This window comes from Paenibacillus sp. FSL R5-0473 (assembly GCF_038004565.1).
Classification (GTDB): Bacteria; Bacillota; Bacilli; order Paenibacillales; family Paenibacillaceae; genus Paenibacillus; species Paenibacillus amylolyticus.
The window spans coordinates 4,625,713-4,638,481 of the sequence record NZ_JBBORL010000001.1 but is presented as its reverse complement, the minus strand read 5'-3'; the positions used below and the strand labels follow the sequence as shown (position 1 = coordinate 4,638,481).

9 protein-coding genes are annotated in these 12,769 nt (G+C 49.2%); 2 read left to right on the top strand and 7 right to left on the bottom strand.

Translation table 11 applies throughout. From position 1 onward, the window contains the following. Positions 1–201 precede the first annotated feature (201 nt). The 7 genes from MKY28_RS20440 to MKY28_RS20410 form a co-directional block, all read right to left on the bottom strand. A complete protein-coding gene (locus tag MKY28_RS20440) occupies positions 202–2,043 on the bottom strand; it encodes an ABC transporter ATP-binding protein (protein WP_445670929.1) in 1,842 nt (613 codons plus the stop codon). Further along, complete coding sequence (locus tag MKY28_RS20435) at positions 2,027–3,811, bottom strand: ABC transporter ATP-binding protein (protein ID WP_340936812.1); 1,785 nt, start codon at positions 3,809–3,811, stop codon at positions 2,027–2,029. The genes MKY28_RS20440 and MKY28_RS20435 overlap by 17 nt, the downstream gene beginning before the upstream one ends. Positions 3,812–3,894: 83 nt before the next feature. Then, positions 3,895–4,329: a MarR family winged helix-turn-helix transcriptional regulator gene (locus MKY28_RS20430; protein ID WP_340936810.1), complete on the bottom strand. Its 435-nt coding sequence runs from the start codon at positions 4,327–4,329 to the stop codon at positions 3,895–3,897. A 267-nt stretch (positions 4,330–4,596) separates the two neighbouring features. Then, positions 4,597–5,544, bottom strand: coding sequence for an iron-hydroxamate ABC transporter substrate-binding protein (locus tag MKY28_RS20425; protein ID WP_340936809.1), 948 nt, complete (start codon positions 5,542–5,544; stop codon positions 4,597–4,599). A gap of 59 nt (positions 5,545–5,603) precedes the next feature. Further along, the gene (locus MKY28_RS20420) at positions 5,604–6,620 is read right to left on the bottom strand and encodes a FecCD family ABC transporter permease (protein WP_036606388.1); all 1,017 of its coding nucleotides are present in this window, start codon (positions 6,618–6,620) and stop codon (positions 5,604–5,606) included. A 2-nt stretch (positions 6,621–6,622) separates the two neighbouring features. Continuing rightward, on the bottom strand, positions 6,623–7,696 hold the full coding sequence (locus tag MKY28_RS20415; RefSeq protein WP_301291331.1) for a FecCD family ABC transporter permease: 1,074 nt from the start codon (positions 7,694–7,696) through the stop codon (positions 6,623–6,625). 99 nt (positions 7,697–7,795) lie between these two features. Next, a complete protein-coding gene (locus MKY28_RS20410) occupies positions 7,796–9,526 on the bottom strand; it encodes an AraC family transcriptional regulator (protein WP_340936807.1) in 1,731 nt (576 codons plus the stop codon). Positions 9,527–10,015: 489 nt separating this feature from the next. On the opposite strand from MKY28_RS20410, the gene MKY28_RS20405 reads away from it, so the two are divergent. Both MKY28_RS20405 and MKY28_RS20400 read left to right on the top strand, forming a co-directional pair. Next, a complete protein-coding gene (locus tag MKY28_RS20405; protein WP_036672452.1) occupies positions 10,016–11,017 on the top strand; it encodes a Gfo/Idh/MocA family protein in 1,002 nt (333 codons plus the stop codon). A 21-nt stretch (positions 11,018–11,038) separates the two neighbouring features. Further along, positions 11,039–11,662 (top strand): pyroglutamyl-peptidase I, encoded by a 624-nt coding sequence (locus MKY28_RS20400; RefSeq protein WP_340936806.1) that lies wholly within the window; start codon positions 11,039–11,041, stop codon positions 11,660–11,662. The last annotated feature ends 1,107 nt before the right edge of the window (positions 11,663–12,769 follow it).

Genomic DNA, 12,769 nt, shown 5'->3' with positions numbered 1-12,769 from the left:
GTGAGCTGGACGATGTCCTAAAAGCCCGCCCGGTACGGAGTGGAGTTTTTTATTTGGAAAGGAGAAAATCCACTTTTGTGGCGTATTGATCGCTTGTTCGCACGCGAAGGACATGTTCTCCCACATTCAGGATACAGCGCAATTACTTGCTCCATACGCGCTAAGGTCCGCTTCGGCATGCAGTAGCTTTGCAGACACACTTTAGTTCGACTTATTGGGCTGTCCCTGATGTAACTGATAGTAGAAACCTTGTTGCTGCATCAACTCGTCATGGTTGCCCCGTTCAGCGATCTGTCCATCATCAATGACGAGAATCTGATCGGCTTCACGAATCGTGCTCAGTCTGTGGGCGATGACAAAGCTGGTGCGGTCTTTCATTAAAGTGCGCATCGCTTCCTGGATCTTCATCTCTGTACGGGTATCAATGCTGCTCGTTGCTTCATCCAGAATAAGAATGGCCGGATCAGCCAGAATTGCCCGGGCAATGGTCAGCAGTTGTCGTTGTCCCTGACTCAGGTTACTTCCCCCGGAAATGATGGGGGTATCGTAACCCTGTGGCAGTTTGCGGATGAACGAATGTGCATTCGCCAGCTCCGCCGATTGCCTGATCTGTTCATCGGTTGCGTCGGGCTTGCCGTAGGCGAGATTGTCGCGAATGGTACCCGAGAACAGGTAGGCATCCTGAAGTACAATGCCGAGTTGCCGACGGAGTTGATCCTTCTCCAGTTCCGAGATGTTACATCCATCGATGGTAATCCGTCCGCCTGTAATCTCGTAGAAACGGGGTAACAGGTTGATAATGGTCGTTTTGCCTGCGCCGGTGGGTCCAACAAGTGCAATCATCTCACCAGGTTTTGCAGTAAAACTGACCTTCTTAAGAATGTCTCGCTCCGCACTGTATCCGAAAGAGACGTCTTCAAATACCACTTTACCTTGAATCTGGTCCAGTTGTTTCTTCTGTTCCTCTACGTATTCGCTAGGTGTATCCATAATGTGGAACACACGTTCAGCACCTGCGATTGCAGCCTGAATCAGATTGTACTGATTGGCCAGATCGTTGAGCGGCCGCTCAATCTGGCGGGAGTAAGCGAGAAAGCTGACGATCAGTCCGATGGACGTCATTTCATGATAAGCCATCCATCCACCTACAGAAGCGAGTATGGCAAACCCGATATTATTCATCACGTTCATCGTAGGTCCAACCAAACCCGAAACGGTCTGGGCCTGTGTGCTGGATGTGCGCAGTTTCTCGTTCAGGTTTTCAAAATGTTGATGTGCCTGATCCTGACGGTTATAAGCCGCTACGACTTTTTGTCCAGCAATGGTTTCCTGAGCATACCCATTAAGCTCACCAAGCAATTTCTGCTGGGCGGTGAAGTGTTTACGTGTTCTTGACGCGATCAGGCGAGTGGCGATGGTAATCAACGGTACAGTCACCAGACTGAGCAGGGTAAGCCGTACATCGAGTGCAAACATGATCGACAAGGAACCAACGAGCAGGATGGCACTGGACATCAATTGGGTTACGCTTTGATTCAGGGTTGTAGATACGTTATCGATATCATTGGTCGCCCGGCTCATCAGATCCCCGCTTTGATTTTTATCAAAAAAGCTGACAGGCAGCTCTTGCAGTCGGGAGAACAACGCATGTCGCAGATCCTTAACGGTCAGTTGGGACACACCAATCATGACATAGGATTGAGCCCACATCAGGAGTGAGCCAAGGACATACACACTCAGCAAAAGAAGACATTCCTTCAGCAAACCCGCTGTTACTTTGGGCACGATATGTTCGTTAACGGCACGGCCGAGAAGGTAAGGTCCTGCTAGATTAAGCAGTGTTCCGAGAGCCGTCAGCACTAATGCAGCAATGATTCCTTTGCGATGACGTCCCATGTACGACCATACCCGGATCAGGGCATGGCGAGCATTTTTGGCTCTGACTTTGGGAACAGGTCCTCTGCCTGCTGGTCCGGGTCTTCCGATGGGAGGCACGACCATTTGTTGTATGGAGGAAGATGCAGGTTTAGCCAAATTGAACATCCTCCTTCCGTTGCTGCGAATAATAAATGGCTTGATATTGTGATGAATGAGCCATAAGGTCATCATGTGTGCCTCTGGCAACGATCTGTCCTTCATCAATAACATATATACAGTCTGCATCCTTCACGGAGGAGATCCGTTGTGCAATCAAAAAGGTCGTGCTGTCTTTCATCAAGGACTGCAAAGCCTTCTGAATGCTCGCTTCCGTACGCAGATCAACAGCACTGGTGCTATCATCCAGAATCAGTACTTCCGGTCGCATGAGCAGGGCGCGTGCAATGGATATCCGCTGTTTCTGTCCACCGGACAGATTGACCCCGCGTTGACCCAGCTCCGTGTCATACCCATCTTTCAGTTTCATAATAAAATCATCCGCTGCCGCAGCTTGTGCCGCAGCACGCAATTCAGCATCCGTTGCACCGGGCCGGCCGAAACAAATGTTATCCCGGATGCTGCCGCTGAACAGGATGGATTCCTGTAGCACAATGGACACACGACTGCGAAGATCCTGAAGATCCCAGTGGCGAACGTTCACTCCATTCACGAGCACTTCACCCTGCGAAGCATCGTATAGACGGGGAATCAGCTGCACCAGCGAGGTTTTGCCTGAACCTGTTGAACCGATCAGGGCCACTTTCTCACCCGGGCGAGCCTTCAGGTTAATGTCAGTGAGTGCATGGTCTCCGTCATAACGGAAAGATACGTCTCTGAACTCCACTTGACCGCCTGTGTGGGAGGGAAGAGAAGACGTTTGGTTTCGGGACTGATCACGAGTAGACGGGGATGACTGTACATTCCCGGAGTTATCGGTTCCCGATTGAATATCCGGCTGTGTATGTAACACCTCGTTGATCCGTGCAACTGATACCTTGGCGCGGGAGAAACTCATCATCATCATGCCGATCGACGTGAGGGACGAGAGTACAACCGTGACATAGTTGATAAAAGCAATCAGATCTCCGGCAGCAATATCGCCTCCGACTACCTGGAAACCTCCGAACCACAGCACCGCTACAATGGTAGCATTCAGCATCAGGCTGAGCACGGGTGCGTTCAGCGTTACAATACGCCAGGCTTTGACGGCGGTTGTAGTGTAATCTTCGTTGGATTGCTTGAACCGTTTTTTCTCCAGACGTGCACGTGCAAATGCTTTGACGACACGAATGCCGGCAAGATTCTCCTGAAGCACAGCGTTGACCTGATCAAGCTTGCTCTGCACACTGGCGAACAGCGGATAGGAAGCTTTTATCAGAATAAATAAAATAATAAACAGTACCGGCACAGTGGCAATAAGAATCAAAGCCAGTTTCACACTGATCGTAAACGCCATGATGATACTACCGATGATCAGCATTGGCGAACGGATAAACATCCGCAGCAGCATCTGTACAAAGGTCTGCATCTGGGTAATGTCACTGGTCAGACGAGTGATCAGAGACCCTTCCTGAAACGTATCCAGATTGCGGAAAGAGAAGGTTTGAATATGGTCAAACAACTCCTGGCGCAGATCCGTGCCGTATCCAACGGCAGCTTTGCTTGAATAGAGTGTACAGCCTGCGCCGCCAACCCAGCCGATTAACGCAACAAGTAGCATGATCAGACCTGTAGTCACGATATGGGGCAGATTCCCTGCAAGTACACCATCATCCACGATGCTGGACATCAGCTTGGGCTGGAGCAGGTCCATGGTAACCTCAAGTACCATGAGCAGCGGGGCGACGATCGCCGCCGACTTGTACGGTGTCAAGAATCGTTTTAACGTCCACAATAGAGAATCACCTCAATCTTCATAGCATAAGTGAATCAATTTCATAATACCTTTAGCTGCTTCAATCGCGAATCTGCATCACCTCAGGATTCACGCAGGTTTTGGAGCATACGCTGTGCAAGTGCAGACATGATCTCGGATTCTTCCGGTGTAAAATCTTTCTGGGCCTGCTGTTCCAACTCCTGAATCACTTCTCTCAATTCTTGTAGCGCAGAGCGCCCCTGATCCGTCAGGTATACCCGCAGACTGCGCATATCTTTCGGGTTTGCTTCACGTCTCACATAACCGGATGATTCCATGCGCTTGAGCATCACGGTTACCGTTGCGGGACTGCGCTGAAGTTGTTCGGCCAGGTTTTTCTGGGATTGACCATCTTCCCGTTCAAGCTGGAACAGCAAAGGGGGCTGCCCCGGGTATAACTCGGGGTGGTTCACAAGTTTCTCATGAACCTTGTAGCGTTTCAGTTTCACGAGTTCGGATAGCTGTCCCATTAACCGATCATTTTGGACTGGGTTCATATCATCTACTCCGTTCATATCCTTTTAGTTAGTCGACTAACTAAATTTTAAGTTCAATTTGACATATCGTCAAGTGAATACAAGTCGTTAATTTTGGATTAAAGGTATTTCCAGGTCGATTGGGAGGAAAGTAAACAAGTAAAATAGATAAGAAAAAAACAAAAACCGCTGCTTTGAGCGGAAGAGAGTATGATAACTAACTCTGTTCCGGTCTCTAAGAGAGGTTTTTTGGTATTGTGACACGTTAAGTGTGGAGTGTAAGGAAAATCATTTTTTGGAGAACATTTCTTTGGCTTCATCCATGGCCATTTTATTACCGATCGATGAGTAATCCAGCCAAGGCTGTGCACCAATCGGGTAGACATGGCCGGCTTTGACTGCTTTCAGGCCTTGCCAGATCGGATTGTTTTGCAGTTCCTTGAACATGGTCTGGGCTTCATCATCCGAATTCACAACTACAAAGATCGCATCTGCATCATAGTCCGGCAATATTTCACGGGAGACGACTTGATACGGTTTAGTCGAATCGATATCTGTGATCCCTTTGGCAGGAGTCAGACCGAGATCCTCATACAAAATGGGACCCATGGGACGGCGTGTACTGAATACACGCAATTCTTTGGCAGTAACACGAATCGCCATCACAGTACCATCACCAATCGTATCATGAATCAGAGATTTCACTTCTTCCGTTTCGGTTGCGTAGTCCTGAATGTATTGCTCGGCTTCCTTCTCGCGACTCACGAGTTTGCCAATGTCTTTCAGATGGTCGCGCCATGTACCGTCATCCAGATTGAAGACATGCACCGGAGCAATTTTTTCAAATTTGGCAAGATCACCACCGGAAAATTCTTCGTCCAGATAGATCACATCCGGTTTCAGGGCAAGCAAAGCTTCCATATCCGGGTCTTTAACCGGACCAAGTGGCGTTGTATTTTGAAGTTGATCAGCAACATGGGACAGGAAACCTTTGGCTTCGCCACCGATAACGGAACCAACCGGAGTAATGCCAAGAGACAGCAGATCATTGGTCAGATGGATCGACATGGAGGCAATACGTTGCTCTCCCGAACTTGCACTGTTGTCTTGATTCTTGGTTGAAGTATCCGTAGAAGAACCACCAGAAGCAGATGATGAATTATTGGTCGTTCCACAGGCTGCAAGCACAAGCACCAGACAGATACTCATGACAAGCATAAGATTTTTCTTTAACATGGGTAGTCACATTCTCCTTGAACATCTCTTGGATGTCGTTATTGTTTTTTCCAAAAAGATCACTTGCTTCGTACTAACAGGTACAAAAAGTAAGGTGCACCAATCGCAGCAACCACCACGCCTGCCGGAATGGCATTAGGCTGAAAGATCGTTCGCCCGATCGTATCGGCGGTCACCAGAATAACCATCCCGATGAGCCCGGCAGCAGGGATCAGATGCCGATGCATCGGACCGACAAGCCTGCGCGCCAGATGTGGTGCCGCCAGACCGATAAAGCCGATCCCACCAGCCATCGATACACTGACGGCAGACAAGGCCACGGCGCAGAGCAGCAAAATAACACGCTGGGATCGAACAGGTGTCCCGATACTGGTTGCGGCAGCATCACCAAGGTTGAAGGCATCAAGCGTTTTGGATCGACTCCAAATGTACGAGATACATAACACGACCCAAGGAAGCAATGCTTGCACATGAATCCAATCCCGACCCCAGACGCTTCCTGCCAACCAGCGAGCGGCAAACGAATAGGTGTCTTCATCCAGACGCAGGGATAGGTAGAGTGTCAACGCATGGAACCCGGCCGCTACCGCGATTCCCACCAGAATCAGCTTAATGGGTGATACGCCGTTATGGCGATCATAAGATAACAGCATGATGATCAGGGCGGCGGCAACACTGCCTGCAAAAGCAAACAACGGGATCAGCAAGGCCACAGAGCCATCCATCGTAAAGGAGAGACTAACAAACACCATTAGTCCAAATGCAGCCCCTGCATGTAATCCCAGAATGCCCGGGTCCGCCAATGGATTGCGGGTGATCCCTTGCAAGGCTGCTCCGGCAATACCAAGTCCCGCTCCGGCCAGTACAGTTACCAGGATGCGAGGCAGTCGGTAATCAAACAGTACAATCTGATCATCCGAACTGCCATTACCAAACAAAGTCTGTAACACAGCCGCTGGGGAGAGACGAATGGTTCCCGTGTTCAGGCTGATCACAATAACGGCAATGGCGATGCAGAGCAGCGTGATACTGACGACTATCGAACGTTTACCTCGTGAAGGTGTATTAAAATTCATCGCTACAAGGCCCTCCTTTCTTTACGGGCCAGATAGAGGAAGAAAGGTACACCGACAAAAGCGACCATAATGCCTACCGCGAGCTCCTCGGGCGGGTTCACGATGCGTGAGCCCAGATCGGCGAGCACCAGTAATATCGCTCCAAGTAGAGAAGACATCGGAATGATGAGTCGATAATCCACACCCACCAGTTTGCGGGAGATATGAGGGATGACAAGTCCGACAAATCCAATCGAGCCTACTGCCGAGACGGACACACCAGCCAGCACAACAACCGCTGCGAGGGCGAGAAACCTCGTCCAACGCAGGTTGATCCCGAGATTAATCGCCACTTCTTCACCGAGTGACATAAGGGATACACGCCGGGCGAGTGGCATAATCAGCACCAGCGTCACGAGCAGCACGGGAAGAATTAACTTCAGATGCCGCCATTCAATTCCGCCAAAACCTCCCGCATACCAGAAGGCCAGATCCTGACTCAGGTCAAAATAAATGGCAACACCTGTGCTGAGCGAGGTTAACATGGCTGCAATAACCGCTCCGGCAACGGTCAGTCTGATGGAATTCAGACCACCAGGTGCTGCCATTCCAAGCAGGAAGATAAGCAGTGTGCCCAGAACAGCCCCCACGAATGATAAAAACATAATCCAGCCATACGGCAGTCCGGGCCAAAAGGCAAAGCTCAGTGCCACGACAAAAGTGGCTCCTGCATTGATGCCCAGAATGCCGGTGTCTGCCAGCGGATTACGTGTAATTCCCTGCATTAAAGCTCCGGCAACCGCAAAGGCAGCACCGATAATAACCGCGGCAAGGACACGAGGCAGCCGCAGCTCATGAATAATCTGATGTGGCGTCAAAGCTGAGTTGTACTGAAATATGGCAGCCCATACGGTTTCCAGAGTTAACCCTTTGGCACCTAAAGAGATTGCGACAAACATACTTAGCAGCAGTATGGCTATGGCAGACAAAAACGTCAGCCCAACGGTCACTGCAGATTTTCTTGAATTAGACGGACGATGTGGCAGTCCCGGATGTTGAATACGGGTCACTCCTTTGGTACCAACAACGTATTTCATTGTTATTGATTATCATTATCAATTAGTGATCATTATAGAATCTTAATTCAGGCCCGTACATGGCATAAATTAAGATTTTGGAGATGGACATTTTTTAGATTACAAAAGTGAAGGTTTGTTCGTCAACATAGAGAGCGCTTCATCGAGCTGGATGTTGATGGAATATGGAGCATATACGACCCATGAGTTCCAGTCGATGAGATGTACACGTCCGTTTTTTACCGCAGGATGGCTGTTCCACAGTGGATTCGAAGCCATCTCTTTCAACAGTGTTGCCTTTTCATGCATAGAATTAATCGCCAGTACCAGCACATCTGCCTCCAGTCCGTCCCATTCTCCTGGTGTGAAGGGCAGCCAGTTGAATCCAACGCCGGGAGATTTGCCAACCAGTTCGGTCTGAATGCGCTGAGGAGCGGCCAATTGCAAGGTTCGATAAAAGACATGTCCAAAGTTCCGATGGCTGTACATCCGTGGACCTTTAGGCGTTAACGTGCCAACGGCAACGGTGATGTCCCCGACGAATTCCTTGATTTTTTTGCGTGCACGCTCTGCCTTGCGTTCATGTCGATCCAGCCAATCTGTGGCTGCTTGGGTACGATCCACAATGGATGCAATCTGATGCAGATGACCAAAGACGTCTGTCTGGTTCCAGGCAATCGTAATGATGGGCGCGACATCGCCAATATGCTCCATCGCTTTGGCAGCTGCATTGTCCTTGGTCAGAATCAATTCAGGATTCACATCAAGGAAAGCCTGACGTCCCTGTTCCCAAGGTTCATAGGCGTGGAAGGGCAACGTCAGCGATTTGGGCATATGAGGAAGATGGCCTTGGATCTGAGCTGCGCATGGCGTGATACCAAGTGTCATCAGGTGGTCCGTGTATGGATAGGAGAGCGACACGATATTTCGGTGGACCTGCTTCGAATAGGAAGTTGGCGCATAACCGGCATGGTTTCGGAAACGTCGGCTGAAATAAAATTCGTCACGGTAACCCACTTCACGAGCTACATCACGGATACGCAGATCTGAAGTAAGCAGCAATTCCTTGGCTCGGTTCATACGCAGATGAGTGATGTACTCAATCGGATTTTTCTGCATGCGGCTCTTGAATAGCTGCGAGTAATAGGACGGGTGCATGTCAGCCAGTTCAGCCAGTTTCTCCAGCTTGATCTCGTGCATATAGTTTTCGCGCATGTATTGCAGGGTGGACCTGAGCCACTGTTCGGGTTCATCCTGCCCAGCCCCCACGTCAGTCTGGTCTTCTTGAGGCCAGAGCATATGTAACAGTTCCGTCAGGAAGAGCTGTGCTTTCAAGCCCCTTTCCAAACCTTCATTGCTTAATTGTGTAAGCTGTGCGGCAATGCGCTGTATACCGTAAAATGGGCCCTGAATCCAGCCTGTAACAGGTGAACTGAGCTCACGTTCGTAGATTCGTCTGGCTTTTGTCTTCTCCGTAGCCCGATACAGATCAAAGTGAATGATATACAGTTCAATATCATGGTCTTCATCTCCGATCAGTTCAATCGCAGTTCCTGGTAGGGACAGACAAGCTGATTTGCGAACCACGTGAGATTTGATTCCATTCATGATCAGTTGGCCTGTGAATTTGTGCATGTATATGAAGGTATGATGAGCTAGCTCAGCTGTGGACCAGCGCCATTTCCCACGGGTTATTATATGTTCTGCCTGACGAAGTTCGATCAGGGTATCATTCAGGAAGGCATCCAGGCCTGCCCGGGTTGAGGATTCCTTTTCTGCGTTGGGACTTGTCTGCTGATGCAACGTGTGTGGATTCATGCCGCTGTGGGCAGTATCGGGGATGGTAGTCATGGTGCTATGCAACCTCCTCTCTTATGAACAATTTAGGTAATAATTGAATCTGGAACGTACCATATTTTCTCGGACCTGAAGGTCTTTCTTAAACGTCTATTGATGTGTTTGGCATGATGTAGTGAATACTGGCTGCCTTGTCAAAAGCACGTTTGCAGTATAGCCAGATGTTTTATGAATAGCACAGGGTATATGATCCCGTTATCAGATGTGATCGATAGTTTAACCAGATTGTCGCTAGTTACAAGTATGTTTACGGACAAGACTTCTTGGCCCTAGTCTGCTGATAATCTTAGCAAATCTACTGGAGAATTGAAATGTACACAGATATGTTCGAGGCCCTGATGAGCTTGAAGTCTATTGAAAGCACATAATCGAAATCGTTTTCTGACGTAAGCGTTTCTTTTTGGTAAAATAAAGGGGATAACATGTTGGCCTGATCTGAATCATGAACCTTTTCAACTCAAATTGCAGTAGGGAGGCTTTAATATGACAGAAGTAGTGGGACGGGACAAAGTACGCTGGGGCATTATGGGCACGGGATGGATTGCATCCCAGTTTGCAAGGGATTTGGAGCATGCGGGAAACGCTGTGAAAGCAGCGGTAGGTTCACGGACAGCGGGAAGTGCGGAGAAGTTTGCAGCTGAATATGGTTTTGCACGCGCTTACGGTTCTTATGATGAAATGCTGCAAGATCCTGAGGTAGATATTATCTATGTGGCAACACCTCACCCTGTGCATAAGGAAAATGTAATGGCTTGTCTGGAGGCAGGCAAGGCGGTGCTATGTGAAAAGCCGTTTACGATGAACGCGCGTCAGTTGGAGCAACTGGTGGAGACGGCACGGGAGCGTAACCTTTTCCTGATGGAAGGGATGTGGACACGCTTTTTGCCACCGATCGCTCAAGCCAGAGCATGGATTGCAGAAGGACGAATTGGTGAAGTACGTTTGCTCCAGGCAGACTTTGGATTCCGTGTCGGCTGGGAGCCGGAAGGAAGGTTGCTTAATCCGGATCTGGGTGGAGGCGCATTGTTGGATGCAGGGGTGTACCCGATCTCCTTTGCATCGATGATCTTTGGTGAACAGCCCCAGCATGTATGGAGTACGGCCAATATCGGTGAGACGGGTGTGGACGAGCAATTTTCCGTGTTGTTGTCCTATTCCGAGGGACGTTCTGCATCACTGAGTGCTGCCATTCGTCTGAACCTTAGCAATGAAGCGGTCATATACGGTACGGAAGGCAAGATTCGTCTTCCTTTATTCTTGGCGGGTAAAGAAGCCTATCTGCATGTGAATGGTCAGGACGAGCCGGAGAAGTTCACGGATGATCGAACATGTATTGGTTATGCTTTTGAGGCAGAAGAAGCGGGACGTTGTATCCTCGAAGGTCGGACGGAGAGCAACACCATTAAACTGGACGAATCCTTGGAAATCATGAAGCTGATGGACACGATTCGGGGCCAGTGGGGATTACGTTACAAATCGGAGTAAACAGACAGGAGCTGACGTGTGATGGTGAAGATTCTGATATCCGGGTTTGAACCTTTTGGCGGGGATGCGGTGAATCCGACGGGGGCATTAATGGATGCTCTTGCAAACGAAGTGATCGAGGGTGCTGAGCTAAAAACAGTACTGTTGCCCGTGCACTTTGATGAATGTGCAGACCTGCTAATCGCAGAGATGGAAGCCTATCGGCCAGATGTCGTCATCGCCTGTGGGCTGGCCAAGGGCAGAACATCCATCACACCGGAGCGGATCGCCGTGAATGTCAAAGATATTCCGCCAGGCTCCTACGCGGATAACCAAGGACAGCGTCCTGTGGACGAGCCAATTGTAGACGGCAGCCCGGACGGTTTGTTCTCCACGTTGCCCATACGTGCCATGGTGAATGACATGTCCGCAGCGGGTATTCCAGCTACCGCGTCCAATACAGCAGGTACGTATATATGTAACAACACGATGTACCGGGTACTGGATCACATTCGAGTAGGGCAACTCCCGATCCGTGCCGGATTTGTACACTTTCCCGCCTCAACAGAGATGGCGGTGTTGCAGCCTTCCGTCCCTTCGCTGCCTATTCCCATGATGCTGGATGCGCTGCGGATCATGATCCACACGGTTGTGGCTGATTCGTAGGGAATGGTTGCGATCGTTCGGCTGCGGTTGCAGGAGAACGTAGGCGAGGGTTAGATTCGTAGACCGCAGTTGTGAGAGGGAGAGCAGTGGGATGGATGATGGAGTACAGTAGGGTTCAACATGACGTGGAGAGCTTGGAGTTGCATGGGTTTCCTTCCGCTTCGATCTGGGGTTGAGTAGAGTGATAGATATGAAGTTGAACATAGAGTGAAAAAAGAGCTGTCCCATCGTCTTAAGTCTGACGTTAGGGGACAGCTCTTTCTATTTGTTGTGTCATGTGTAGTGTAGTCCAACATGGTTAGTGAGGTCACTAGTTTGCAGCAAGTATCTTGTTGCAAGTATCTCGCCTAGTTAAAAATTAGACTCTAAAACAGCAAACCGAAAAACAACAAATCAAGAACCACAAACCGCAAACCCGAAACCCGAAACCCGGTAAGGCTTATATAACTTTTGCTGGAGAGTAGGGATTCAGCGAAATAGTTGCGGGGGAGTTTAAGGATAGACTCCGATTCGTGAGCCTTCTAAGCTTCTGAATACAACCTATACTAACCCTAAGTAACTAAGCTCTTACAAAACAAGACGCAAGGACACCGCCATCATCCTGGCTAGGTAAGTGGTTTGTATCCACGAAAACCACGAATAGACTTCTCCGAAGCTTACTCCTCAGAACACCTTGGAACGGACTCAAACGAATCGAGCACACGCTATTCGCCGAGAATCCGCACACACCAATTTCTAACGAATCGTAGGATCGTTATTGGGTGGAATGAAGCGAATTTGTTGGTGATATGACCGATTTCTAACTGAATAGAGTGTCTGGGATTCGTTAGAATTTTCGTAGCATGATATTTGGCTAAATAAGGTTCGCTGGGTTCGTAAGAGAAAAACCTGCGAATTTGTAGCACCCTAAGTCTACTTTTACAAACCATTTAAAGTTCGAATACCTAGGATAGGCTTCTACGAAGATTGCTCCTCAAAATGCCTTGGGACAGACTCTAACGAATCGAGCGCACGCTATTCGCTGGAAATCCGCACATATCAATTTTTAACGAATCGTAGAAGTGTTATTGTGCGAAATTAAGCGAGTTGGTCGACGATATGAACGAA

Excerpts from the sequence above, each read along its gene's own strand:
- MKY28_RS20440 (WP_445670929.1), bottom strand. The coding sequence starts at position 2,043 with ATGTTCAATTTGGCTAAACCTGCATCTTCCTCCATACAACAAATGGTC.
- MKY28_RS20430 (WP_340936810.1), bottom strand. The coding sequence starts at position 4,329 with ATGAACCCAGTCCAAAATGATCGGTTAATGGGACAGCTATCCGAACTC.
- MKY28_RS20425 (WP_340936809.1), bottom strand. The coding sequence starts at position 5,544 with ATGTTAAAGAAAAATCTTATGCTTGTCATGAGTATCTGTCTGGTGCTT.
- MKY28_RS20420 (WP_036606388.1), bottom strand. The coding sequence starts at position 6,620 with ATGAATTTTAATACACCTTCACGAGGTAAACGTTCGATAGTCGTCAGT.
- MKY28_RS20415 (WP_301291331.1), bottom strand. The coding sequence starts at position 7,696 with ATGAAATACGTTGTTGGTACCAAAGGAGTGACCCGTATTCAACATCCG.
- MKY28_RS20410 (WP_340936807.1), bottom strand. The coding sequence starts at position 9,526 with ATGACTACCATCCCCGATACTGCCCACAGCGGCATGAATCCACACACG.
- MKY28_RS20405 (WP_036672452.1), top strand. The coding sequence starts at position 10,016 with ATGACAGAAGTAGTGGGACGGGACAAAGTACGCTGGGGCATTATGGGC.
- MKY28_RS20400 (WP_340936806.1), top strand. The coding sequence starts at position 11,039 with ATGGTGAAGATTCTGATATCCGGGTTTGAACCTTTTGGCGGGGATGCG.